Source organism: Numidum massiliense, from assembly GCF_001375555.1.
In the GTDB taxonomy this organism is placed as follows: Bacteria; Bacillota; Bacilli; order Thermoactinomycetales; family Novibacillaceae; genus Numidum; species Numidum massiliense.
In genome coordinates this window covers 564,235-588,184 of sequence record NZ_CTDZ01000009.1, presented here as the reverse complement: position 1 = coordinate 588,184, position 23,950 = coordinate 564,235, and the positions used below count along the sequence as shown (strand labels likewise).

The window sequence follows — 23,950 nt, the reverse complement described above, 5'->3', positions numbered from 1 at the left end:
GATAATAGCACTGGCCTTATTCATAAGCTGACTTTGAAATTCCCAATAACTTTTAAACTAATGGATCTAACGGATAAACCCCTTAAAACTGGACATACATAACTACAAGCTCACGTTATCTCTGGTTCTCGCTTCCTTTCGTCAATAGAAGTGTAGTCGCTTCAGACCTTCCGTCAAGGGTAAAGGCTACGCCCTCGCTTTCGCTCGCCCTTGACGTCACGTCTTACAGCGGCTGTTGGCTTGGAAGACGAAAGGGAAGGATCAGAGTCGAACGGCTTTCGTGCGCAACGAAGATGTTTGATGCGCATGGAAAAACTGCGCGGGGCTCATGTCCCCAATACTACCGTGTATGCGGCGGTTGTTATAAAAGTCCATAAAGCCTATGACGGTACGATATGCTTCCTCGTACGTCTCAAAGGAATACTTGTTGAAGCATTCGTCCTCAACGATCCGATGAAACGCCTCAATATGGGCATTTTTATTCGGTGTGTTCGGCGGAATACGTTCGTGCTCACAACCGTAGTGTTCACAAGCTTCTTCGAATACTTTAGATACGAACTGTGGACCATTGTCCGTCCGGATGATCGGCTTTTCTTGTGCCTCCTGAAGCCCGCGTGTCGAAAGCGCTCGTTGTAGCACCTGAACAGCGTCTTGACCTTCGCAAGCTAATCCAACATGATAGTCAATAATCGAACGGTCATAAACGTCAATGTAGGAAAGCAGGAAGAAAAAGCGGTTTTCTCCGGCAATGTACCCATACTTGATGTCTGTTTCCCACAGCTCATTCGATCGCTCAACGAGGCGGTTACGTGCAAGGCGCCTAGGGTGGCGGATTCGCTTCCGTCGCTGCGGCAGTAAGATGCCTAACCGTTTGCAGAGACGGTACACTTTTTTCTTATTAATGACTAAATCGTACGTCGAACGGAGCGCCACCGTTAATTTTCGGTACCCATACGCGTAGCCATCACCCGAGACGAGCTCCATAAGCCATTCTTTAATTTGTTCGTCGGACACTTTTTGCCCGCTGTTTGTGAAGGAGTAACCTGGTGCCGGTCTCCCCCCACTTACTTTCTTCTCCTTCACCCGATAGTGTTTCTGATAGTAATAGGTGGAACGCGGTACGTGGACAATCCGTAAAACGGTTTGGATCGGGTATCCCTTAGAAATCCACTTGTCCGCTACTTCAATCTTTTCAGCAAGTGAGGGTGCTGCTTTTTTACAAGATCACGCAAAATGGCAATTTCTAAATCCTTTTCGCCCAACAACCGTTTTAGCTGATCATTTTCCTGAGCAAGATCACTGAATTCGCGTGGTTGGGCGGATTCGATCGGGACGTCCCCGTAGTGCCCGTCCTTATATTCGCGAACCCATCGGTTAAGCAAGTTAGAACCGAGATCATAGCGGCGAGCAACTAGCGCTTGGTTACCAACCTCCATGGCTTCCTTTGCGACTTGGATTTTAAATTCCTTGGTGAACTGACGGCGTTTCATTTGATTCTGCCCCTTTCATCACTAGTATAACTTAAAGTGTTTAGTGATGTCCAAGTTACTATAGGGGCTTAATAGCTAAGTCATTTCATTAGATCTGCCCTCTCTTTTAATACACATATAGCATTTCATTCTATTTACACCTATCTTCTCCTTACTAATAGATCACCTATACTTAACAAAAACCAATTGATTGAGTATATCATTTTTTTAGCCTTATACATAAAGTTCCAATTAACACGACAGAACTGTTAAAATATAATTTACTATTTATGATTTTTTTGTTGTCATGTAAGTAAATTTGTGATATTATGCAACTGTCAGTTAGGAGATTACATCTAAGATTGCAGGAATGCAAATTGGTGTCTAGAGGGGGTATATTAGAAGCAATCTATTAACTTGTGATGAATTTACTTTGAAAGCGCTGTAACAATAGGTCTGGAAAACGAACCAATCCATAAAAAATGGGAGTTGAGACAAATGCGTTTAAAGAAAATCGTCGTTTCCGTCATTGCCTTCTTTGTTCTTGCCGCTGGCTCTTTCACGACTACAGTTGACGCTTCTTCAAAATCTGCTTTGGAGGCAGACATCAAGAAGAAGGCGAAGGAAACAGCTGAATACAACAAAAACTGGAGCAACAAACTGGACCAGAAAGCGATCGATCAAGCATTGAAAGACATGGGGGTGAGTAAAAAAGAAATAACGGGTATGGCCAAAAAGAAGAAGAAAGATAGGGTGGGCGCCGTGCTTGTCACAACGGACACTGGTGCTTCCCTTGGCAAGTTAGTTGGTCATGCAGGAATTATCCACCCGGATAGTAAACTTAGATATACAGTTGAAAGCTATCCGAAGAAAGGTGTCCAAAGACACAAAAATAACTGGACTAGCCGTTACAAACACCTTAAGAAAATGTACGTCAAGAAAGCGTCGAAGAAGCAGTATACTAAGGCAGCTAATTATGCCAAAAAACAAATTGGAAAGCCTTACAACTATTTCTTTGCCGATAAAAAGACGTCTAAGAAGTTCTACTGTTCCCAGCTCGTTTGGCGGGCTTGGAAAAATGCGAGCGGTAAAGACCTAGATCACGATGGCGGTCCCTCTGTTTGGCCTGTAGACCTAATCAGAAGTAAACATACCGTGGCGTACTATTCCAAGTAACCTTTCCGTGGGGGATGGCGTTGCCATCTCCTGCGATTGACTATTTAACAGGAAGTGATCACATGCGACTCAAACACGTTATACCTGCTCTTCTAATTTGCATATTTTTAATCGCTTGCAGCCCCTCAGATACGGTTGATTCTAAATATTCTACCAAAAAAACCACCCATAAAAAGTCGACGAAAACGGTTGACTTAGACGGGGGATCCTTCGGTCTACTCTATACTTCATCCATCGAACGAGATGCCGCTTTTGCCGTTGCGGATGAACAAGGCGATATCCTTTCCTCTGTCAATTTTAAAGGGCAAGGCGTGGAGCGCATCGGGTCTGATGGAAAAGGCGGTTATTTACTTCCAGCTACTTTAGGTGATGACACAAGAGCTCGTATTGACCGTAATGGAAAAATGACCGTCGCTGGATTCAAGTATCAACATACCTTTGCGGATACGCAGAATGACGTACAAGTGATCATTTACAATACGACTATGGACGAAAATATTATGGAAATCCGCAAGGGAGAACACGTTCGCAAAACCACGCTTCCCAGCTTAACCCGTTCCGCACTCGTGTACGGTAAAAATGTGTACGTTGCTGTCGATGCGGATCATTATAGCTACCTATACATCGTTGATATCAAGAGCGGGAAGATAAAAAAGAGAGTCGCTATGGTAAATGATTATGGTGCAGTCGACGATATGCAACTATTCCAAGGGAAAATTGTAATGGCCCCTTCGATAAAGGGGAATGAATTTATAGACCATATAGTCATTTTCGACCTAAAAACAGAGAAAATGAAAAAGGTATTTCTCGCCAAGGACGTCACCCCGCAATTTTTAGCGGTAGACGGTGACACCCTCTACGTCTCTACGGAAGAAGGTTACCTTTTTAAGCTCGACCAAAACTATCGCGTGCAAAAACGTGTGAAAGAAGCCGACGATGAGGACGATCACTACCTACAGCAGATTCGAGTAGACAAGGACTACGTGTACACTTTAACGATTATTCCTCGCGGTGACAACACCCGTGCCGGTTACATCGGTGTTTTTGACAAACAGACGCTAAAAAAAGTAAAAAATATCGATCTGCCGATCATGCGCGAAACTATTCTAAAGGACTTTGTGTTACTTAACGGGAAGGGAAGTAGTCTACGAAATTAACCTACAAAATACCTTAAAAACGACCGCGCAGCCGCCCCAAAGGTCGCGACCCATCAAGCGGAGTTTGAAAAAATAGCCGCCAGCTTCCGCCCATTAGCCGGAGACGCTGGCAACGCAACTTCCACCACCAAAGAGGCACCGAAGAAAATAACAATAGGCAACTACAAGGCGCTGCAATTTGAGGCGACCGGGGAAATGAGTAATACAAAGTCGCTTATTTGTACACTGTCGTCGAAACGAAGACGCACTTCTACCAAATCATGGCATGGTCCAACCAAGACCAATTTGCCCAGAGCAAAAAGACGTTTCAAAGAATGGTTAATTCCTTTAAGGATCTGAAGTAAACATCGGGCGACTATCGGGCAACTAATTAAACCGCTGCATCCGCTGCAACAACCATTGCGCGGTTAAGAACAGCGCACCGCTCGCCGCAAGCACATACACCGACCACTCCCGGAGAAGGTCTCTCTGAACCGGTGCATTGTTAAACAAATAAACATTTGTAAACGGCAGTAAGTGTCCCTCGGTCAATAATTGCGTACTCGTATAGACGATGAGCACGACGAGGGACCAGCCGGAATTAGCCGTCACGACCATCGTGAAAAAGCCGACCGCGGCGAAGAAAAACGATTCGACGCCCAGTTGGTACACGAGTGGGAAAAACGCGTCCGTTCCCGACCAGTATACTGTTAAAGCGACGACGAGGACGACGAGCGCAAAGTAGCCTAAGAAAAAAACACCCACCCGCAGCGCCCCTAACTTCCACCGCGCCAAAGGATAACTGAGGATCGTTTCCGTTCCTTCTTCCTCGAGCACGTCGTAAAACAAAAAGATACTCCACCATGCCGCAAAAACGGGCAGCGTAAACTCTAACGCAGGCAAGACGATCCCCAGTTGCGCCTCCTTCAAACGTACATATCCGATCACGGCCACGACGACTGCCAGCGGAAAGTAGGCCACACTCCCCATCGCCCGCCAATCGAAACAGAGATTAAGTCTTCCTGACACGCCGATCCCCCCACTTGTCAGTTATTCGGTTTATTTTCTATGAAATTATACATCGTCCTTTTCGTGCTCAGTTTACAAGCGAAGAACCTGTCAACTTTTTTGTAGCAAATGTAAATAGCCGTCTTCGAGATGCGGTTGACACGCTTCTGCCCCGTGGGGCGGTGTTTCGGAAAGAAAGCGGATTCGGTAGTGCCCTGCCGCCTTTTGACTAGAGACGATGTTCAGTTCTTCCGATAGCTCATAAAAATCTTCCTCGGCAACTTGCATTTCCCATACTTTCCCTACCGCCTGTTGCGCGACTTTTTCCGTAGAGTCACATATTCGTACGCTACCATTTACTAAAACGGCAGTCTGTTCACAAGTTGCAGCGACATCTTCGACGATATGGGTCGAAATGATGACGACCGTTTCCTTACTCAAGCGACGCAAATACTTGCGAAAGCGGATGCGCTCTTCCGGATCGAGTCCCGCCGTCGGCTCATCGACAACGATAATTTCCGGGTTCCCGAGCATCGCTTGTGCGATGCCGACTCGCCGCACCATCCCACCTGACAGTTTCCCAATCTTCACGTCGCGTTGCTCGGTAAGGTTCACTTGCTCGAGTACGCCGTCTACTTCCCGCCTCGCCTCACCTTTGCGCATTCCTTTTAAAGTCGCTACGTGCAACAGCGCTTCGCCCACTTTAATGTGCTTATATAAGGAGAATTTTTGCGGCAAGTAACCGATGATTTGCCGTACTTCGTGCGCATGGTGCCAGCGCACGTCGCCGTAAGTCAGTTCGCCTGTAGTCGGTGGGAGGAGTGACGTCACGATGCGCATTAACGTCGTTTTCCCCGCCCCGTTTGGCCCGAGCAGTCCAAACATCCCTTGCGGGATCTCCAGCGTGACATCGCTCAGCGCGCGTTTATTTCCGTAGTCTTTCGTTAAATGGCGTATGCATAACGTGTTCATCGTCCTTGTTCACCTATCCTTTTCCGTATTCACTAATGCGGCGTCAAGTCGTTTTGCGAAAGCGGGGAAGGTCAACTTCTCCCGTTCCAACGCTCCTACCCACCACCGGAAAAATTGCTGCACGACGTGCTCATTCGCGTCGTGCGCTTCTATAAACTGCGCCAGTTTTTTAGCGATTGCCTGTTTCTGCGGGTCGTCCGCTGCCGCCGGCGGTTCGATTTCGTACCGTTCGCCGTCGGCGTTGCGCACTCCGAAGCGACGATCGTACCAATAAACGTACGCATCGACGAACAATCTGCGCATGTCGTCCTCCTGATAGAACGACTGTTCACCCATCTGCGTCGCTGTTACGAGGATGTCGGGGACAAGTTCGCCTTCGCTAGGAACGAGTTCAGGATCGTTGTGGAGTTGCTTGACGGCGATCACCAACTGATCCGGCAACAACAGCACCCCGGTATCGTAGTATTCGGAAAAAGATGGCACCGATAAAAAGAAAATATGGGGAACGTCGGTGTGAATCGTTTGACCGAGATCGGCGCTCACTTGACGTGCCGCTGCTTTTATGTTGGCTACATACTGTGGCATGGCAACTGCCAATAGAGCCATCGACGACGGATAAACGACGCGCGCGCCGTTAATCGTTTCCGTACTGAGCTTACTCCCCACGACGGTTAACCCGCTCAAACTCGTCCCGCGCCAAACGCCGTTTTTGACCGGTGCAAGGTTCGTCTCTAAGGCGAGATCACCGTCGTACGTCAGTGTATAGTCCACTTTTTGATCGAGAACGACGGGAAATTGGCGCAACTCCCCCCCTTCGGAGTCATGCATCGCATCATGAGCGCCTGGCACAGGGTACCACGGAAAATAGCTCGGAAGCATCATCGCCTGTTCGTTAGCAAAAAAAAGAGGGGAACTGTTACCATCATAAACAAACGTAAGGGCGATCTTGTCCTCTTTTGGCACCGCTTGTGGCAATCGTACGCGCAGTTGGTCGCCCCGCTGCTCAAAGTTAACATGCGTCTTTCCGCCCAACGACACACTGTCGATGCGCAAACGATGATACAGCGTGAAAGCAAAATCGCGCGTGCGTTCTTGCGGAGCCAATTCGACCGTCACACGCGCCGATAAATGGCGTATGTCGTGTAGTTCGATGTTGTACGCGTGAACGTTTACATCCGGCGCCCGCTCTTTCGCTACAGCCCGTTGTTGGCGGTAATAGTCGTGATCGACTGTACCTTTCGCTTCTTGACCGTAACGGATTGTTACCACTTGACTCGGTTGCCCGTAGGCATAAAGGAGCGGGACGAATAGGACGATTCCGCCGAGGGACACGAGGAAAACGTTCTTTAATGACGCGCGACCACTTTTCGTAAGGATCGCTAAGACGAATACGGTTAGTAAAACCGTTATCATCATCCCTTTCACGACCCACCGCTCTGTCTCTAGCGGCAACCCGTACACCGGATCATACATCGCATGCGGTTCACTTTGTCCTAAATTAAGAAACATAAGCAGTGGCGTAAAATCGATGCGGAGCACGGTAATAATCGGTTCGCCGACCGCTAAATTTAACGGCCCGAGTAACAGCCAGCAAATGACTAACAATATATACGCAAAGCGCGACTGCGTAAACGAGCCGACGCTCATCCCGACGAGGCCAGAGACAAAAAAAGATAAACCGAAGTAAAGCGATATGTAAGTGACGGCCTCAGCATAAAAAAAGCGCGGGATCGGGTGAAACGCGTACACTGTATACAACACGGCGAGTGCGACAAGGCAAAAGGCGATGACCGCGGTGAGTAACGCCAAACATTTGCCGCATGCCTTGACGAGAAAGCCGTTCGGGAGCACGCGAAAAACTTCCGCACTCGCTGTAGCGTTTTCACTATTCATCAGCGAAAAACCTAACATCATACTCGCAATCATGCCACCTTGAATGATGAAAGCAGTCGACGTTAACGCGTCGCCAGGATCTTGCGGCAAAAGGCGGTTATAGTGGAGAGCGAGCACGGGGAGCGATAGAAGCAGTACAAGCCAAACAAAAACATTTCTCCGCAGCAAGGTGAGTTCTATTTTCCAAGCGTCGATTATTTTCATAGAGAACCCTCTTTCGTTAGCTTGTCCTAAAAAAGGGGGGAGTAATGAATCTACACCCCCTTTTCAAGTTAAAATTACCTCACAGCTTTTCCCCAACCGTTACAACCCGTATACCAAGCGCCGTCGGGGTCAAGGTGAATGTAATAGGTACCTGCTGGATTTTTTCTGACGGTCCAGCTAGCTTTACCTCCAATTTGCATTTTTCTATTAGATATTAGAGGATCCGGTCCGGTAACATCTTGGACCGTCTTCCCCATCGGAAACAGCATGAATCTTGGTGTAGCTAGTCACCCAACATCCGTAATTGAAATACACTTTAAATCCCTTTTGATTCTTCCCCCCTTTTGTTCTACTACTTCCGGCCTAATCTTGATGTCTAAGCGAGATTATACTAAAAGAATAAATAAAAGGAAATACTCCTTTTGATAGAATATAGACGTCTCCTTCCGAGCTCATACGTGTCGTGTAATCGAGTGGTGACGCAAGTCAGGCCGCAAACCCCGTAAAAAAACAGTATGAAACTAACCACACATCCTATATACTTTTACATGTAATTACAAGAGGCGGTCGAACGACCGTACCTCGCCGACCGAAAAACCATTTGGAGGTATGGACGAGATGCACGTACAAAGGAACAAACTGGGGCAACTGCTCTTAGCCGTAGCATGCGCATTTGCTCTACTCGTCGGGTGTAGCTCAGCCAAAAGCGAGTCCGCAGGCGACAAAGAGTCTACAACCGAAGCGAGTGACAAAAAGAAAAAAACAGCGAAAGAACCTACAGCAAACGAAAAAGACGACAACAACGGTAAGGAAGACACGGATGAGGACGAAAAAACTGACAAGGACAAAAGTGACGACGGCCCCTCGCAAACAACTCTCGCCTCAGAGCAAGAGAATGTGCGCAAAAGCCCCGACGGTTCATTTCAAATCGAGGCACCCAAAGATTGGCGAGAGCGAAACGACTTAAACCCGCAAGCGACACTCGGCCTTGCCAATTTAATTAAGGAGAAATACTTGATTATTTTGTACGACAATAAAAAGGACTTCGTCAAGGGCGCCAAACTCGATGACTATTACGACATTGTGAGTACCAATATGACAGACGGTGCAAAAGACGGTAAAGCGAGCAAACCGCAGAAACTGACGATCAATGAGCTCCCGGCCCTTCATTTCAGTATGCCCGCGAACGTAGAAGGCATCGATGTCCAGTACATCGTGTATCTCGTCGAGGCGGACGACAAGTTTTATCAACTCGTCTTTTGGACTGTAGATGAAAATGTCGCGACCCATCAAGCGGAGTTTGAAAAAATAGCCGCCAGCTTCCGCCCATTAGCCGGAGACGCGGGCAACGCAACTTCCACCACTAAAGAGGCACCGAAAGGCGAACACGTCGTGAAAGACGAGAAGAACAAAGTACAGCTGACCGTTCCCGGCGGGTGGGAGTCGACGGACGATCTGAACGACAGCGCCGACATTCAAGTACAAAACTTGCAAGGGGACGAATACGCCATCGTCATTTTCGATGAAAAAAAGGAAAATGAGTTGGTCTTAGACGACTTCGTCGATTTCTTCCACGAAATGACGGCCGATTCGATCGACAACTTAAAAACGACCTCCCCGAAGAAAATAACAATAGGCAACTACAAGGCGCTGCAATTTGAGGCGACCGGGGAAATGAGTAAGTACAAAATCGCTTATTTGTACACTGTCGTCGAAACGAAGACGCACTTCTACCAAATCATGGCATGGTCCAACCAAGACCAATTTGCCGAGAGCAAAAAGACGTTTCAAAGAATGGTTAATTCCTTTAAGGATCTGAAGTAAACATCGGGCAACTAATGAAACCGCTGCGTGCGCTGCAGCAACCATTGCCCGGTTAAAAACAGCGCACCGCTCGCCGCAAGCACATACACCGACCACTCCCGAAGGACGTCGCTCAGAGCCGGTGCGTTGTGAAACAAACACACGTTTGTAAAAACGGCAGTAAGTGTCCCTCCGTCAACACATGCGTACTCGTCTCATATAGACGATGAGCACGACGAGGGACCAGCCGGAACTCGCTGTTACGACCATCGTACAACGCCAAATTAACATGTTCCCATTTTAATCATTTAAGAACCTCATTTCTTATTTATGTAATTTATTCTTAATTTCTTTAACCTCCTGTTCTGATTTATCAATTTTTTCCTTTAGTTGTCTGGAGTCATCGCATTTCCTTTTCACAGTTTTATTAACAGTTCTAAATAACGCAGCGATACTAAGGACTAATAGTATGATCGCCATAAACATCCAAATGTATAGTTCCATGTTAATCCCAACTTTCAGTCTAATGTTATACCAATAATACAATAACGAATCATCATACACTTAGCAAGCGAAACTTAAAGCAACCGAGCGTTTAAAAGGTTCTCATAGACGAAAGCTGGCTCTTTTCACGTAATGGCGAAAAATATCCCAATGTAAACCTCAAAAAGAACCAGCCCTGTAGGAGCTGGTTCTTTTCGCCAATCTATATTGTCTCTATATCCTCAATCTCTGCGATTACCTTCTCGTTCTCTCACATCCCTGTTCACGATTCGCAGGACTTACCTTCCTACCGTTTCCGCGCACAAAAAAAGACGCGCTCATCCTCGGCACGAACTCCTCCCGTCGTTCGGAAATCACCCGTCACCATAAGCACCTCAAACCCGGCGTCGACCAGCCACTGGCGCACGACGTCAGGCGGAAACGTCCGCTGGCGATGCCACTCGTCGAACCGCTCGTAGCATCCGTCTTCACCTTCGACAAACAAGGTGAGCGCTTCGTCTACAGCACACGCCGCCTCGTCGAGCTCATTGTGCCAGACGCAGTACACACCCGACTCCTCCCACGCGTACACTTCATTACCGAACACGGTGCGCACCTTATACTCACTGTGAATGTCCAATAGAAACACGCCGTTCGGCTGTAAGGCATCGTATACTGCGCGGAACGTCTCGCGCCAATCTCCTTCCGTCAGCAAGTAGTTCAGACTGTCACAAAAACAAACGACGCTGTCCACCGCTGCTGGCAATTGCAGCTCGCGCATATCTTGCTGCAGCCACGTGACGGCACCGTCTCGAGCGCCTGTGGTACCTCTGGCACTTCTGACACTTCCGGCTCCTGCGACGCGATCAGCACCTTGCGTACCACCCCTATCCGCCGCTTTCTGGTCCGCCACGGCCAACATGTCGGTGGACAAGTCGACGCCGATTGCTTGACGACCCGTCTGTGCTAGCGCACGAGTCAGTGTCCCTGTCCCACAGGCTAAATCGACGACTTGGCGGGGATGACTACCCGCCAAGCGCCACATCTGTTCAGCCCACGCCAACCACTCGCCGTAAGGCGCATCCCGCATGAGTAAATCGTAAACATAAGCTAATTGCCGGTAGCTATCGTCAGTCGTTCGCAAAAGGGGCGTCACTGCGCCTCGACCCTTTTCGCGTCTCCCCATAGACGTTCTAACCCGTAAAAGTCGCGTTCGTCGCGGTGAAACACGTGAATGACGACGTCGCCAGCGTCGATTAACACCCAGCGGCCTTGTTCGTACCCTTCAATGCCGCGAATGTCGATTCCCGCTTCGGCCATCGCATCTTTGACCCCGGTGACGATCGCCTGCACTTGTTTTTCCGAGTTCCCGGTCGTAATGACAAAGTAATCGGCGATGACCGATAACCCGCGAATGTCTAAAATGACGGAGCGGTGCGCCTTTTTGTCCTCGGCCGCGTGAACGGCTAACTTAGCTACTTGCAATTCATCCAATGTTATAACGCCTCCTTTTTATGACGAGCGGCTATTTGCACTAACAAGTCATTGCGCGCCGCAATCGTTAACGGGAACACCTTGCGGTCATTTTGTAACAGCCACATGACGGTATTGTTGAACGAACGCAATAGCGCCCGTTCCAGGTCGTGCTGTGCGAGATCGCGCACGTCGTCGATGCCGGGGAACGTACGCCCCGGCTCAATATAATCAGCGAGACAGACAACTTTTTCTAACGGCGTCATCCCCGGCCTTCCCGATGTATGGTAACGCACCGCGTTTAACACGTGTTCGTCGTCAATCCCGAAGCGCTCGTGTACAGCAGCAGCGCCGACAAACGCGTGCCATAAAGCCGGTCCGTAGTTTAACAAGTCATCTTCATCTAACTGCCGATCGACGATCCATTGCCTGAGTGTCGCCCGCGGCCAGCACTTGCAGTAATCGTGCAGCAGTGCCGCCAGTTCTGCTTTGGCGGGATCTGCACCGAACCGCCCCGCCAATTCGACGGCCGTTTTCGCGACTCTCAGCGTGTGCTGAAAGCGCGCATCGTTCAACTCGCTCTCGATCGCCGCTAAAAGTTGTTCACGTTGCATATAACTGTTGCTCCTCAATGTAGTTTCTCACTTGATCCGGTACGATATAACGGATCGAACGCCCTTCTTTTACCCGCTCCCGAATGTCTGTCGCCGAAATGTCGACGAGCCGCAATTCGGCATACTGTACCGCCGCCGCAATCGGGGGTGGTAACGGCTGCCGTGCGTACCCGGGACGCGTCATGCCGACAAACTCCACCAAGTGGACGAGGTCGTCGACGCGGTGCCAGTTCGGTAAATTTTGTACCATATCCCCACCGATCATAAAGAAAAAGTCGTGTTCCGGATACCGCTGCCGCAAAATGGTGAGCGTATCGACGGTGTACGAACGCCCGCGCCGTTCAAATTCAATCGTGCAGACGCGAAAATGCGGGTGGTCAGAAACGGCCAAACGCACCATTTGCAGGCGATGCTCTGGGGCGGTAATCCTCTGGCCGCTCTTGTGCGGCGGCACTGCTGCTAGTAAAAACCATACTTCGTCTAAGTCCAATTGTTCCTGTACATGATCCGCGGCGATGAGGTGCCCGAGGTGAATCGGATCAAACGTGCCACCCATTAGTCCGACCCGCATCCTAACCTCTCACCGCCCTATCACTTACTTCTTTATGAGCGACCATCGCTTGGCTACACAGCCTGTACTGCGCAATTTGTCGACTGTATCTTATCCTAGATGTGCTTTCTTTTCTTCCCACCGTAACGATTCGTCCCTTTCCGAAGCGACAGATTGTAAGTATATCTATCAAACGTTTTCCGGGCAACACTTCTTCCTATTGCCCTATTTACAGATCTACTCCTGCCTTACTATATCTTACGACGAAGCGGCAGAGCGCATGACGTCTAGCGGTGCGGGCTTTCCCGTCCACTTCTCGTAGGCGAGCGCCCCTTGGCGAATAAACATCCCTAGCCCGTTATGAATCGTACAGCCGCGTTTTTCCGCTTCCTGCAAGAGCAGCGTCTTCGCCGGATTATAAATTAAGTCACTCACGACAGAGCCCGCTGGTATGAGCCGTGGGTCGAGTGGCGTGGCGTCCGTGTGCGGTGCCATGCCGACAGACGTCGTATTGACGATTAAGGTGCGGTCGCTCGTGCACGCCGCTACCTCTTCCAAGGCAAGTGCCGATGTCTCCGTCCACTGTGCGACAAACGAGGCGAGTTCGCGCGCTCGGGAAGCGGTACGGTTAGCGACGACGATGTGTGGTACACCAGCCCGCGCCAGCACGTAGGCGATCGCCCGCGCCGCACCGCCTGCCCCTAAGATAAGCACCCGCTGCTCACGGAGCGTTATTCCCGTCTCCTCGCGCAAGGACGCCAAGTAGCCCGCCCCGTCCGTATTGTAGCCGATGAGCCGGCCACCGTCGTTCACGACCGTATTGACGGCGCCAATTTCCCGCGCATCTTCGTCAATTGCATCTAGAAAAGGTATAATCGCCACTTTGTGCGGAATCGTGACGTTCCAGCCGCGTACCCTGAGTGCACGCAACCCACTCACAGCTTCCTGTAACTCTTCCGGCCACACGTCAAAGGCAAGATACGTCAACGGAAGCTGCTGCGCATTTAAAGCGGCTTGATGCATCTGTGGTGACTTTGAATGGGCGATCGGGTGCCCGATGACCGCTAAAAGCTGTGTGTGTGCCGTCGCCTGAACCGTCGTCTCCATGTAACCCCTCCCGTAGAACACACTGTCGCTATGCTATATAATTGCCGGTCGAACGGATACAGCGACGCCGCGCGGCACGTACACGTCAATGTCAGCGGCATCGCCGCGGCACGTCAGCCAGCCGAGCCCAGAAATGACGATGTCCGTCTTCTCACCGTCGATCCGAAAAGACCGTTTGACCGTCAAGTCAAGTGCATTGGCGGCTACTGGATCCCCTAACCGCGAATCGTTAGATATAGGATCCCCAGAGACTGAGCCCTCCCTTGAATCAGGCAAGCGATCTGCAGGATTGCTAGCAGCGACTTCTCCTGAAGCAGTTGGCGGCACTAACAGTTTTCCGCGCTGCTCCCTGTACAACTGGTCGGCGTTCGCCAGTTTCGTGCGGTGGATGTACAGCTCCCGTCCCCCATAACAGACGAACGGCTGTCGTTCGCCGCGCTTAAAGTCGAAGCGAGCCAACCCGCCAAAAAAGAGCGTCTGCTCTGCGTTTAACTGGAACACTTTCGGATTTAGGCGCGCCGTCGGTACGACATAGCGCAAGTCGTGCGGCGCGATGCGCTCACTGAGGCGGTCCTCGTTGACAATACCCGGTGTGTCGATTAGCTCGCGACCGTCTTCTAAAGGGATGCCGACTGTGCCGAGCGTCGTCCCCGGGTAAAACGAAGTCGTCATTTCATTACCTTCACCTTCCCCGTAATCCTTTAAAATCCGATTCATGAACGACGACTTGCCGACATTCGTCGCCCCGACGATGTACACGTCGCGGCCATCGCGGTACTGCTCAATTTTTTGAACGACATCTTCCGTGCCTGTCCCTTTTTTCACACTGCACAGCGCGACGTCTAACGGGCGCACGCCCCATTCCAGACATTCGTGGCGCAGCCATTGTTCAAGGCGGCGCCAGTTGGTCGACGCCGGTAGTAAGTCCAGTTTGTTCGCTACGAGCAAGAGCGGGTTGGCGCCAATCCGCCGCGGCAGCCCCCGTACCCAACTACCTTCGAGGTCAAAAATATCGACAATTTGTACGACGAGCGCCTCCGACTGGCCGATTTGGTCCAACACGGCGCGGTAATCGTCAGCCGTCAATTCGACCGGTGACACTTCGTTGTAGTGGCGAATGCGGAAGCACCGTCGGCATACCGCTCCTTCCTTCGTCAGCGCGCCCTCTGGCACATACCCCGAACGGTTTTTATTTTCAGTTTGTAACCGTGCGCCGCAGCCGGCACAATAATGTATCGCCTCTGTCAAACTTATTCCTCCCACCGCTCGATGCCGCGCTTTTTCATCCACGCGTAGACGAGCTTTTCCAAACAGCGGTTTATTTTCGTCCCCAGTCCTTCCCGCTTCGAGATCGGGGTAACTAAAATCGTATACAAGCCGAGCCGATTGCCGCCGAGTACGTCCGTAAACAGTTGGTCGCCAATGACGGCGGTCTCCTTCGAGGTTGTCTCCATCCGTTGAAGCGCCTTGCGGAACGACGTGTTGAACGGTTTTTTTGCCGCGTGTATGTACGGAATGCGGAGCGGTTCCGCGAACCGGGAAACGCGCGTCTCTCGGTTGTTGGAGACGATCATCACGCGAAAGCCTCGTGCTCGTATTTCCGCTAACCAGCGGACTAACTCGGGCGTCGCATCTAGGCGGTCCGCTTCGACTAACGTATTGTCCAAATCGGTAATAATCGCCTTAATTCCGCGGCGTTGCAAGTCGTTATAGTCGATGTTGTACACATCTTTGACGAACATATCTGGAATTAGCTGCTTCAACGCCTTTATTCACCTCAAATGCACCTCTAACGGCATTTCTTGATGGCATAAGCTTACCATATTTCCCCGCCCTCCCGCAAAAAAGAATCTCAGTGGAAAGGTTCCCCGGCATAAATTCCCCATCTAGCGGAAACAGCCCACCTTCTAGCGACTTTTTTTATTCTTCGGTGCTAACGAAACTATTGGGGGATTGACTCTATGTCTGTTATTATGTTATATTCGGACTTGGATTTGCACTGTCCCTATTTGGCCTGCGGGAGCACAACGTTAGAATTGATGAAGGTGTTCGTAAAGAAGATCTCGGGGTGCCAAAATGGTAAGCGCTTTAATAGTATGTGCGACGCACGATGGTTCCCTACGCTGCACCTGTTTTCTATGCGTGTCGGTCACAGACTTTAACACGTTACCACATAGCATCATCAATGTGTAACCGCTTTACGTTGTTAAGTACACATTAGTAGTAAGAGTGAAAGGAGAGATCGCGCCAACATGATCACACCACTAACGCCACTAGACTTTAAGCGGAGAGCTGTCAAGCTGTACCACAACAAACTCGCTGTCATCGACGGTGAAAAACGCTTTACTTATGTGGAGTTTGCCGAACGATGCGATCGGCTATCCCACGGGCTGAAAGACCTCGGTGTAAAAAAGGACGTTAAGGTCGCCGTATTGGCACCGAACACGCATGAAATGTTGGAATGCTTTTACGGTATTTGTCAGTTAGGAGCCGTCCTCGTCCCGCTGAACATTCGTCTTAAAGAAGAGGAACTGCGCTACATAATCGATCACAGCGACGCCGAGGTGATCGTCGTCGATTCCGAATGGGGAGCGACGATTGACACGATTTTGCCACAGTTACCCAAAGTCCGTCACGTTGTCCAAATTGACAGCGGTTACGAATCGCCGCTGAAAGGGATCGACTACGAACAACTACTCGCTCAGTCGAGTGCAGATCCTATTTTTGTCGCGATTGACGAAAATGATCCGATCACGATTAACTATACGAGTGGCACGACGTCTAAACCGAAAGGAGTCGTGCTCACCCACCGCAACACGTATATTAATGCGGCCGACTTCTTGTTTCACTTACACATCTCGGTTGACGATGTGTATTTACACACACTCCCGATGTTTCACGTCAACGGCTGGGGAGGCGTTTGGGCCGTTTCTGGTGTCGGGGCAACCCACGTCTGTCTCCGCAAAATTGTCCCAAAAGACGTCCTCGCATTGATGGAAAAAGAAAAAGTAACGCTCGCTTGCGGCGCGCCGACGGTACTTAGCATGTTATTGCAGGCACCGAACATCGACAACATTGAGTTAGAAGCGCACCCGCGCATCGCCACGGCCGGTTCCCCGCCGCCAGCGGCCGTCATCGAAAAGGTGCAACAGCGTTTAAATATGACTATTATCCACGTTTACGGGTTGACCGAAGCGGCGCCTTTCATCTCTTACTGCGAATGGCGCGATTCCTTTGCAAACTTGCCGATGGATGAAAAAGCGGCGATGATGAGTCGGCAAGGCGTGGAGATGATTTTTAGCGGTGAAACGACGGTACTGCGCGACGACGGTACAGAAGTAGCGTGGGACGGGAAAGAAATTGGCGAAATCGTCGCCCGGGGCAACACCGTCATGAAGGAGTACTACAAACAGCCGGAAGAGACGGCCAAAGCGATCCGCAACGGTTGGTTTCACACTGGCGATCTTGCGGTCATTCACCCGGACGGCTACATCGAAATTGTCGACCGTTCCAAGGATGTGATCATTTCCGGCGGTGAAAATATTTCTTCGATCGAAGTAGAAGGTGTCTTGTTCAAACACCCGGACGTCCTCGACGTCGGCGTCGTCTCGAAGCCGGACGAAAAATGGGGCGAAGCCCCCGTCGCGTTCATCGTGCTGAAAGAGGGTAGCAAAGCGACTGCCGCCGAACTGAAGCAATTTTGTCGCTCGCACTTGGCCCATTACAAAGCGCCAAAAGAGTATATCTTCGTCGATCAACTACCGCGCACAGCTACGGGAAAAATCCAGAAGTACCGCTTACGCACCGCTTGGTGGAAAGATCACGAAAAACTCGTACACTAGAAAAACTCGTACACTAAATGTTGACGAAGGGTCACAGATGCCATGCGTTTTTGCGGAATAAAAGCGGAATAAAATTGGTAATAAGTTTTGAACCGGTTCTAAAAAATGGGCGGTGCTAGCCTGTGTAACGCACCGTCTTTTTCTTTGCGCACCGTTATTCACACTTGAAAGTACTTTACAAAATATCGCTGGTTATATAAAATACACAATATCATAATATCTAAACTTGCCAAACACATTTATGAGCTTTATGAGGTGTAGGTGAGACACAAGGCGACGTATATGTCCCGCCAGCGCCGCAGAACAGTACGTCAGATCACGCTTTGTCACATGAAAGGTTGTTAGAGAGGAGTGACTGTCGATTACATGTTTAAGAAAGCGATCCGCCTTATCGTCCAATTAAGTGGGCTGTATGTTTTGTATCTCGTCGGCACGTGGCTGCAGCGCGCGTTCCATTTGTTCGTTCCCGGCAGCATCATCGGCATGTTGCTCTTGTTTTTCTTTTTAATGACTGGACTCGTTAAAGAGGAGTGGCTCGCATCCGGAGCTGATCCGCTGTTGCGTTATTTACCACTCCTATTTCTTCCAACAATCATTGGCGTCATCGATTTCTTGCCCTTTTTTAAAGAGGAGGGCATATGGGCGGTCGCCATCGTCATGGTAAGTACCGTCGCCGTTTTATGTACGTCGGGGTTGGTCACGCAGTGGATGGCACGTCGAAAGGAGGCGGCACGCGATGAAATGGCTTGTCGGACTGCTCACCATCAGTGTAACCATCGTCCTCTTTCTGGCGATGAAGCGCCTTTATGAATACGCCCCCTTCCCGCTGTTGCTGCCGCTTTTGACGTCGGGGGCGGCAATGGTCGCGCTATTACTTTCTCTCGGTATTTCGTACGACACGTATATGATCGGCGGGCGGTGGCTGAACGAGCTCCTAGGCCCTGCCGTCGTCGCCATGGCGATCCCGCTGTATCGCCACCGGAAGATGGTGAAACAGTACGCTGTTTCGATTTTATGCGGCGTGACGGTCGGTTGCCTACTGGCGCTCGCTAGCGGTATCGCGCTAGCTCATCTCCTCGGTTTCGACGAAGAGCTCATCTACTCCATCTTGCCGAAGTCGGTGACGACCCCCGTCGCGATGGATATCGCAGGCACGCTAGGGGGCATCCCACCGCTTGCAGCCGTCTTCGTCATGGTCGCTGGCTTAACTGGCGCCGTGTTCGGCCCGTATGTATTCAAATGGTGCCACATCGACCACGCTCTCGGTAAAGGCGTCGGCATGGGAAGTGCTGCCCATGCGATCGGTACGTCCAAGGCGTTGGAATACGGCGAAGCAGAAGGCACCGCAAGCTCCGTGGCGATGACGTTGTGTGCGGTATTCACCTCCATCCTCGCCCCGCTCTTCATTTTACTTTTATTCTAAAAGGTCTTTTCCACCTTTTAATCGTTCCATTGGCCCATAAAAGCCCAGGACGCATCGTTATGTCGTCTGGGCTTTTTCCATTCACGTAAAAAAAGAAGATAGACGCGAGAAGCGTTCACACCTTAATTCCTTTCGCGCAGTAGTTTTTCGTTGCGCGCCATCATCCGTTCGCGGTTGCGTTCCACACGAGCAGCCTCCGCAGCAAAAAGTGGCGTCGCCCTTAGTTGCGGTGCATGCTGCTGTAAGACGTCGGCAGCGCGCCCTTTTAACTGTGTGACCGTTATGTCCGTCTGGAGTAATTCAGCGAGGGAGGCCATCGTTTCCGGGCGAACACGCGGGTAATCGAAGGTCGACGTCCGTTCCCGGTCAGCGCGATCATAAAAGTGGCGCACGAGCGCCGCGCGCGCCGCACCTGACCCTGCGGCGAGCAAAAATGCCTGCACGGCCACGCCGCACCTGACCCTGCGGCGAGCAAAAATGCCTGCACGGCCATCCCGCCGCGCGTCCGCCGCTGAGAAATGCCGCCGAACTTACGCCCGCCGATCGACAAGTCGTAACGACCCGGACAGTACGATCCGACTATTTCCCCCGTCGCCACGCCCTTTCCGAACGGCAAAATCATTTCGCGGACGAGCTGCCACATCGTTTCATAGCCGAAGTCGATGCCCCCGAACACGTCTGGCGCTGGAGCGATGAGCGAAACGTTAAGCACGGCGGCGTCGAGGACGACGGCGAGCCCCCCCGAACTGCGGACGAGCGTATGGTAACCACGTCCCTCTAACTCTGCAAGTGCCTCGGACACAAATGGTAGCCGACTGTCTTGTATACCTAGCACGACGGTCGCATCGTGTACCCAGAAGCGCGCCACCGCTTCCGATTCGTTGGCGCCGACGGCTGCGCACAACGTATCGTCGATCGCAAAAGAATCGAGCGCGGCAAAGTTTGTGCCGAACTCGGTATGGTCGATGATGCGCCACGCCGGTTGATCGAGAAAAGTTTCTAAAAGTGTCATCGAGTCGTACTCCTGTCCTTCAAGGAATGTCGATCCATCATCTCCTTATCATACACGATTATGTGCCGTACGGCATTTTTTTATATGTCTTTAGAAGGTACGGATCCGACATAAACGGACTGTGGCCGGAAAATGCGATTATATGCTGCCTGCTCCAACACGTGCGCCGTCCAGCCGATGATTCTGCTCGCGGTAAATGTCGGCGTGTACAGCGTGGAAGGCATCGCAACGGCCTGTAGGACATGAAGTGGTTGAGAACATTTGTGACGGCTGCTCACTACGAAAATTTCCACAAAACAGCGGAAGTACTCTTTTTGGCACAACCGACGGTGGACGCCGTTTTCTGACCTATGCAAAAGAGATAATAAAAAGTTACGACGAAAGCGTTCACGATTTGCAAAGTTGGCGGCAAGGATACTACAACGAATGCGATCACCCTTTTTTATGGAAGAACACCTTTTTACGAAAAAAGGGTTTACAGAAGGGCGTAACATGCGTATAATAGCAATTGTAATTATTTCTAAAGGAGGTACGACAGAATGACTGACGTTGTGAACACACTGGGCAAAACTGCATACTTCCATTCTCGTCGACCTCGCGCTTTATATTTAATTACGAGGGGAACCGAACGCTAACGGCTGTTCGTAGCTGTTCAGTAGTTCGCTAAGGTTACTCTCACATCACATGGTATAAAGAGCCGCAGGTCGAACACCTGTGGCTTTTTTATATTTTCGGGCGATTCAGCGCATGCTGTCAAGGGGTTAAGTTGCGGACGTTAATGCCATATACTTTGTCGAAGTACGACACTCGACATTAACGACTCTGGCACGGTCCAATTTCTTGTCCTCTCCTTCTTACTCCCGACAATAACTTGCGCCCGCTTAAAAGCCACAGGTGGTTACCAACCTGTGGCTTTTTATTTATTTTTAGGCACCCAAAGGAGGAAATGTTATGAGCAATGTACGTTTTCAGACAGTCTGGTTTTTATTGGTGGAAGGTTCGACGTGAAAGAAGACACACACATATAGGGGGTGAACAATCGTGTTTACTTTCCACTTACTATTTTTTACAGTAACGATCTCGCGGCGAGAACCCGCCATCGACGCGACACGCGTTCAAAGCGCTGAACGAATCGCGCACCTTATGGAAGAAGTAAGCGATCGACGAGCCAAACATTGGCACATGTTTTATTAACGACGTCATCTAAAGGTACATTTGAAAACCCCGCAGGTACGCGCCAGTTCATCTGCGGGGTTTCGTTATTGTTTCATGTCGTCAAAGGTCGTTATGTTCCAGTCGCAATAACAACGTTTACAAATTAGCTATTTTGATTTTGGTTATATAGCAGTTTAGCTGTGAATTTAATGATGTCCCTCCGCCTAATAATACCGATAAAGCTTTTTTGGTCATCTTCGACGGGAATAAAGTTCTGGTCGATCGCGAGTGTCAATAAATCTTCAACTTCAGCGTTAATGGACACAGGCACGTTGTGGACGCGTTGCGGAACGTCTTTCAATTTCGCCTTCAACACGTCTGTGCGGCCCTCGTCCAACGCATTGTTAATAAACCACAATAAGTCTCCTTCGGTAAGCGTCCCAACATACTGACCCTGTTCGTTAATGAGCGGAACCGACGTGTATCGATGATACTTCATCTTCTCTAGTGCTTGACGCAACGTCGCTTCTGGATTTAAAAACTTCACTTCGTCTTTAGGCAGTAAAAAAAAGGCAATGTTCATCGGAGCACATCCTTTTCCACACCTTGTTATCTACCCTAATTATACGGCATTTCACGCGATAGTTACCAACATGATTTGCTCATTTTGGAGCGAAAAAAATAATCGTGTTTCCAACATCGTCCGGGCCTTGCACATCGCCGTCGTCACAGCCGCAACGACGAATGCAGACATTACCGCAAGTGGCGGCGAACTTCACTGATTACCCGCGATGACACTGCGCGGGAAAAGGGCGGCTTTCCTCGTCCGCCGTGCACAAAGCAGTCTTCATTCACATTGACAGACCCGCACAAAAAGTGCCGAAGCAGCAAACAATTGTGTTAAACTCTTAGTAGCATCGCTTTTCTTTGCGGGGTAGACTGGCGTTTTTTAAGGTACACGATCCCCGCCACCCCAATAATATCACATCGTACATAAGGAGGATCCGATGGAAGCTAAATTGAAAGAGCTTAAAGAACGGTTACGCGAGACTAACGACTTGTTCGCTGCCGGTGCCGTGCTGTCTTGGGATCAATCGACTTACATGCCGCCGGCCGGTGCTGAAGCGCGCGGTCGACAAATCGCGACGCTGGCGCGCATTGCACATGAAACAATCACCGATGATAAAACGGGCCAGTTGCTCGACGACTTGCGCCCTTACGAAGAAAGTTTGCCTTACGATTCCGACGACGCGAGTCTCATCCGCCTTGCTCGGCGCTATTATGAAAAATTGGTCAACATTCCATCTGACTTTGTCAGTAAACTTAATTCCCATTCAGCCGTCACCTATTCGGCTTGGACGAAGGCGCGCCCTGCAAACGACTTTGCGGCCGTCGCGCCGTTACTAGAAAAAACGCTCGAGTTAAGCCGGGAATTTTCGTCTTTCTTCAAAGCGGAGCACGTCATGGACCCACTCATCGGCTTCTCCGATTACGGGATGACAGTTGCGACGATCAACCCGCTATTCGCCGATTTGCGCAACCAACTCACGCCGCTCGTCGAAACGATTACGGCACAGACTCCGCCAGAGGACGGCTTTTTAAAAGCCCATTACCCGGAAGACAAACAAGAAGCGATCGGTCTCGACGCCATTCGTCAATACGGCTTCGATTTCGAACGCGGCAGACAAGATCGCACACACCATCCGTTTATGACGAAGTTTTCCCTCAGCGACGTACGGATCACCACTCGCTTTAACGAAAACGACTTATCCGATGCACTGTTTTCGACGATGCACGAGGCCGGCCACGCGATGTATGAGCTCGGAATCGACCGGAAATTTGAAGCCACGCCGCTCGCCGAAGGCACATCTTCCGGCGTACACGAAAGCCAATCGCGCTTGTGGGAGAACATCGTCGGACGCAGCCGCGACTTTTGGACGTATTTTTACCCGCAACTACAAGAAGCGTTTCCGAGTCAGCTAGGCGACGTCTCGCTCGATAAGTTTTACCGCGCCATTAACAAAGTGCAGCGGTCGTTAATTCGTACGGACGCCGACGAAGTGACCTACAATTTGCATGTGATCATCCGCTACGACTTAGAGCGCGAACTGCTCGAAGGCCGCCTCGCTGTACGCGATTTGCCCGAAGCGTGGCGCGCACGCTACACCTCCGACCTCGGCGTCACTCCGCCGAACGACCGCGACGGCGTCTTACAAGACGTCCACTGGTTCGGGGGGACGATCGGCGGATCGTTCCAAGGATACACGCTCGGCAACGTTATGAGTGCCCAATTTTTCGACGCTGCCTTGCGCGCTCACCCGAACATTCCGGTCCAGATCAGGCAGGGGGATTTCGCTACATTGCACAACTGGCTGAAAGAAAACATTTATCGCCACGGCAGTAAATTTACACCAGAAGAACTCATCGCTCGCACGACTGGCGGCGCGCTGTCGAACGAACCGTATATGCGTTATTTACGACAAAAATACGGCGAACTGTACGAACTGTAACTGTGCACTTAACGGGTACCGCGCCACGACCGAAGGGCTGAGCGGTACCCGTTTTTGATACGTTTGTTTCAATAGTTATATAAATTACGTAATTGTTTTTCACGTCTCAATTCATTTTTG

Annotated in this window: 22 protein-coding genes and 3 pseudogenes; 9 read left to right on the top strand and 16 right to left on the bottom strand. The window is 50.4% G+C overall.

Annotated elements, in window-relative coordinates:
* Positions 1-261: 261 nt before the first annotated feature.
* On the bottom strand, positions 262-1,149 hold the full coding sequence (locus BN1247_RS03400; RefSeq protein ID WP_231633368.1) for an IS3 family transposase: 888 nt from the start codon (positions 1,147-1,149) through the stop codon (positions 262-264).
* A 29-nt stretch (positions 1,150-1,178) separates the two neighbouring features.
* Positions 1,179-1,490 carry a transposase gene (locus BN1247_RS03395; protein WP_054948915.1) on the bottom strand — a complete coding sequence of 104 codons (312 nt, stop codon included), beginning with the start codon at positions 1,488-1,490 and terminating at the stop codon, positions 1,179-1,181.
* 477 nt (positions 1,491-1,967) lie between these two features.
* Between BN1247_RS03395 and BN1247_RS03390 the strand changes: the two genes are divergently transcribed.
* Together BN1247_RS03390 and BN1247_RS03385 are read left to right on the top strand one after the other, a co-directional pair.
* Positions 1,968-2,645: a YiiX/YebB-like N1pC/P60 family cysteine hydrolase gene (locus BN1247_RS03390; protein WP_054949135.1), complete on the top strand. Its 678-nt coding sequence runs from the start codon at positions 1,968-1,970 to the stop codon at positions 2,643-2,645.
* Between the two features lie 62 nt (positions 2,646-2,707).
* Positions 2,708-3,802, top strand: coding sequence for a YncE family protein (locus BN1247_RS03385; RefSeq protein ID WP_054949134.1), 1,095 nt, complete (start codon positions 2,708-2,710; stop codon positions 3,800-3,802).
* Positions 3,803-4,168: 366 nt separating this feature from the next.
* On the opposite strand, the gene BN1247_RS03380 is transcribed toward BN1247_RS03385, so the two are convergent.
* The 3 genes from BN1247_RS03380 to BN1247_RS03370 all read right to left on the bottom strand — a co-directional run bounded on the left by BN1247_RS03380 (position 4,169) and on the right by BN1247_RS03370 (position 7,858).
* Entirely contained in the window at positions 4,169-4,810 is a 642-nt protein-coding gene (locus BN1247_RS03380) for a hypothetical protein (protein ID WP_147675169.1), read from the bottom strand.
* A gap of 90 nt (positions 4,811-4,900) precedes the next feature.
* Positions 4,901-5,761 (bottom strand): ABC transporter ATP-binding protein, encoded by an 861-nt coding sequence (locus BN1247_RS03375; RefSeq protein WP_054949132.1) that lies wholly within the window; start codon positions 5,759-5,761, stop codon positions 4,901-4,903.
* Positions 5,762-5,770: 9 nt separating this feature from the next.
* Positions 5,771-7,858, bottom strand: coding sequence for a hypothetical protein (locus BN1247_RS03370; protein WP_054949131.1), 2,088 nt, complete (start codon positions 7,856-7,858; stop codon positions 5,771-5,773).
* Between the two features lie 618 nt (positions 7,859-8,476).
* On the opposite strand from BN1247_RS03370, the gene BN1247_RS03365 reads away from it, so the two are divergent.
* On the top strand, positions 8,477-9,682 hold the full coding sequence (locus tag BN1247_RS03365; protein ID WP_054949130.1) for a PsbP-related protein: 1,206 nt from the start codon (positions 8,477-8,479) through the stop codon (positions 9,680-9,682).
* Positions 9,683-9,693: 11 nt separating this feature from the next.
* On the opposite strand, the gene BN1247_RS18340 is transcribed toward BN1247_RS03365, so the two are convergent.
* From BN1247_RS18340 to BN1247_RS03325, 8 genes are all read right to left on the bottom strand, one after another.
* Positions 9,694-9,819, bottom strand: coding sequence for a hypothetical protein (locus BN1247_RS18340; RefSeq protein ID WP_261796019.1), 126 nt, complete (start codon positions 9,817-9,819; stop codon positions 9,694-9,696).
* 632 nt (positions 9,820-10,451) lie between these two features.
* Positions 10,452-11,330, bottom strand: a complete 879-nt coding sequence (locus tag BN1247_RS03355) for a class I SAM-dependent DNA methyltransferase (RefSeq protein WP_074011039.1) — start codon at positions 11,328-11,330, stop codon at positions 10,452-10,454.
* Complete coding sequence (gene rsfS, locus BN1247_RS03350) at positions 11,297-11,638, bottom strand: ribosome silencing factor (RefSeq protein WP_082415771.1); 342 nt, start codon at positions 11,636-11,638, stop codon at positions 11,297-11,299. The genes BN1247_RS03355 and rsfS overlap by 34 nt, the downstream gene beginning before the upstream one ends.
* A 2-nt stretch (positions 11,639-11,640) precedes the next feature.
* The gene (gene yqeK / locus BN1247_RS03345; RefSeq protein ID WP_054949126.1) at positions 11,641-12,231 is read right to left on the bottom strand and encodes a bis(5'-nucleosyl)-tetraphosphatase (symmetrical) YqeK; all 591 of its coding nucleotides are present in this window, start codon (positions 12,229-12,231) and stop codon (positions 11,641-11,643) included.
* Positions 12,221-12,802 (bottom strand): nicotinate-nucleotide adenylyltransferase, encoded by a 582-nt coding sequence (locus BN1247_RS03340; RefSeq protein ID WP_054949125.1) that lies wholly within the window; start codon positions 12,800-12,802, stop codon positions 12,221-12,223. The genes yqeK and BN1247_RS03340 overlap by 11 nt, the downstream gene beginning before the upstream one ends.
* A gap of 237 nt (positions 12,803-13,039) precedes the next feature.
* Positions 13,040-13,888, bottom strand: a complete 849-nt coding sequence (aroE, locus tag BN1247_RS03335) for a shikimate dehydrogenase (protein WP_054949124.1) — start codon at positions 13,886-13,888, stop codon at positions 13,040-13,042.
* Between the two features lie 33 nt (positions 13,889-13,921).
* Complete coding sequence (gene yqeH, locus BN1247_RS03330) at positions 13,922-15,136, bottom strand: ribosome biogenesis GTPase YqeH (RefSeq protein WP_054949123.1); 1,215 nt, start codon at positions 15,134-15,136, stop codon at positions 13,922-13,924.
* A gap of 2 nt (positions 15,137-15,138) precedes the next feature.
* Entirely contained in the window at positions 15,139-15,651 is a 513-nt protein-coding gene (locus BN1247_RS03325; RefSeq protein WP_054949122.1) for a YqeG family HAD IIIA-type phosphatase, read from the bottom strand.
* Positions 15,652-16,140: 489 nt separating this feature from the next.
* Between BN1247_RS03325 and BN1247_RS03320 the strand changes: the two genes are divergently transcribed.
* The 3 genes from BN1247_RS03320 to BN1247_RS03310 all read left to right on the top strand — a co-directional run bounded on the left by BN1247_RS03320 (position 16,141) and on the right by BN1247_RS03310 (position 19,153).
* A complete protein-coding gene (locus tag BN1247_RS03320) occupies positions 16,141-17,730 on the top strand; it encodes a long-chain-fatty-acid--CoA ligase (protein WP_054949121.1) in 1,590 nt (529 codons plus the stop codon).
* A 351-nt stretch (positions 17,731-18,081) separates the two neighbouring features.
* The gene (locus BN1247_RS03315; RefSeq protein ID WP_231633109.1) at positions 18,082-18,540 is read left to right on the top strand and encodes a CidA/LrgA family protein; all 459 of its coding nucleotides are present in this window, start codon (positions 18,082-18,084) and stop codon (positions 18,538-18,540) included.
* Positions 18,467-19,153, top strand: coding sequence for an LrgB family protein (locus BN1247_RS03310; protein WP_054949120.1), 687 nt, complete (start codon positions 18,467-18,469; stop codon positions 19,151-19,153). Before BN1247_RS03315 ends, BN1247_RS03310 begins: the two co-directional genes overlap by 74 nt.
* A gap of 122 nt (positions 19,154-19,275) precedes the next feature.
* Here BN1247_RS03310 and BN1247_RS03305 read toward each other — a convergent pair.
* Together BN1247_RS03305 and BN1247_RS18095 are read right to left on the bottom strand one after the other, a co-directional pair.
* Positions 19,276-20,165: pseudogene (locus tag BN1247_RS03305) on the bottom strand (lipoate--protein ligase family protein).
* Positions 20,166-20,245: 80 nt separating this feature from the next.
* Positions 20,246-20,407: pseudogene (locus BN1247_RS18095) on the bottom strand (citrate/2-methylcitrate synthase); the annotation flags it as partial.
* Between BN1247_RS18095 and BN1247_RS18335 the strand changes: the two are divergent.
* Both BN1247_RS18335 and BN1247_RS18555 read left to right on the top strand, forming a co-directional pair.
* A pseudogene (locus BN1247_RS18335) lies at positions 20,408-20,497 on the top strand (helix-turn-helix domain-containing protein); the annotation flags it as partial.
* A 709-nt stretch (positions 20,498-21,206) separates the two neighbouring features.
* On the top strand, positions 21,207-21,359 hold the full coding sequence (locus BN1247_RS18555; RefSeq protein ID WP_187119711.1) for a YrzI family small protein: 153 nt from the start codon (positions 21,207-21,209) through the stop codon (positions 21,357-21,359).
* A 124-nt stretch (positions 21,360-21,483) separates the two neighbouring features.
* Here BN1247_RS18555 and BN1247_RS03300 read toward each other — a convergent pair whose 3' ends face one another.
* Positions 21,484-21,903 carry a CBS domain-containing protein gene (locus tag BN1247_RS03300; RefSeq protein ID WP_054949119.1) on the bottom strand — a complete coding sequence of 140 codons (420 nt, stop codon included), beginning with the start codon at positions 21,901-21,903 and terminating at the stop codon, positions 21,484-21,486.
* Between the two features lie 424 nt (positions 21,904-22,327).
* Here BN1247_RS03300 and BN1247_RS03295 point away from each other — a divergent pair, with 424 nt between their 5' ends.
* A complete protein-coding gene (locus BN1247_RS03295; protein WP_054949118.1) occupies positions 22,328-23,830 on the top strand; it encodes a carboxypeptidase M32 in 1,503 nt (500 codons plus the stop codon).
* Positions 23,831-23,950 lie beyond the last annotated feature (120 nt).

Excerpts from the sequence above, each read along its gene's own strand:
- BN1247_RS03370 (WP_054949131.1), bottom strand. The coding sequence starts at position 7,858 with ATGAAAATAATCGACGCTTGGAAAATAGAACTCACCTTGCTGCGGAGA.
- BN1247_RS03390 (WP_054949135.1), top strand. The coding sequence starts at position 1,968 with ATGCGTTTAAAGAAAATCGTCGTTTCCGTCATTGCCTTCTTTGTTCTT.
- BN1247_RS03295 (WP_054949118.1), top strand. The coding sequence starts at position 22,328 with ATGGAAGCTAAATTGAAAGAGCTTAAAGAACGGTTACGCGAGACTAAC.
- BN1247_RS03355 (WP_074011039.1), bottom strand. The coding sequence starts at position 11,330 with ATGGGGAGACGCGAAAAGGGTCGAGGCGCAGTGACGCCCCTTTTGCGA.
- BN1247_RS03310 (WP_054949120.1), top strand. The coding sequence starts at position 18,467 with ATGAAATGGCTTGTCGGACTGCTCACCATCAGTGTAACCATCGTCCTC.
- BN1247_RS03375 (WP_054949132.1), bottom strand. The coding sequence starts at position 5,761 with ATGAACACGTTATGCATACGCCATTTAACGAAAGACTACGGAAATAAA.
- BN1247_RS03340 (WP_054949125.1), bottom strand. The coding sequence starts at position 12,802 with ATGCGGGTCGGACTAATGGGTGGCACGTTTGATCCGATTCACCTCGGG.
- BN1247_RS03385 (WP_054949134.1), top strand. The coding sequence starts at position 2,708 with ATGCGACTCAAACACGTTATACCTGCTCTTCTAATTTGCATATTTTTA.
- aroE (WP_054949124.1), bottom strand. The coding sequence starts at position 13,888 with ATGGAGACGACGGTTCAGGCGACGGCACACACACAGCTTTTAGCGGTC.
- BN1247_RS03365 (WP_054949130.1), top strand. The coding sequence starts at position 8,477 with ATGCACGTACAAAGGAACAAACTGGGGCAACTGCTCTTAGCCGTAGCA.
- yqeK (WP_054949126.1), bottom strand. The coding sequence starts at position 12,231 with ATGCAACGTGAACAACTTTTAGCGGCGATCGAGAGCGAGTTGAACGAT.
- BN1247_RS03395 (WP_054948915.1), bottom strand. The coding sequence starts at position 1,490 with ATGAAACGCCGTCAGTTCACCAAGGAATTTAAAATCCAAGTCGCAAAG.
- BN1247_RS03320 (WP_054949121.1), top strand. The coding sequence starts at position 16,141 with ATGATCACACCACTAACGCCACTAGACTTTAAGCGGAGAGCTGTCAAG.
- BN1247_RS03300 (WP_054949119.1), bottom strand. The coding sequence starts at position 21,903 with ATGAACATTGCCTTTTTTTTACTGCCTAAAGACGAAGTGAAGTTTTTA.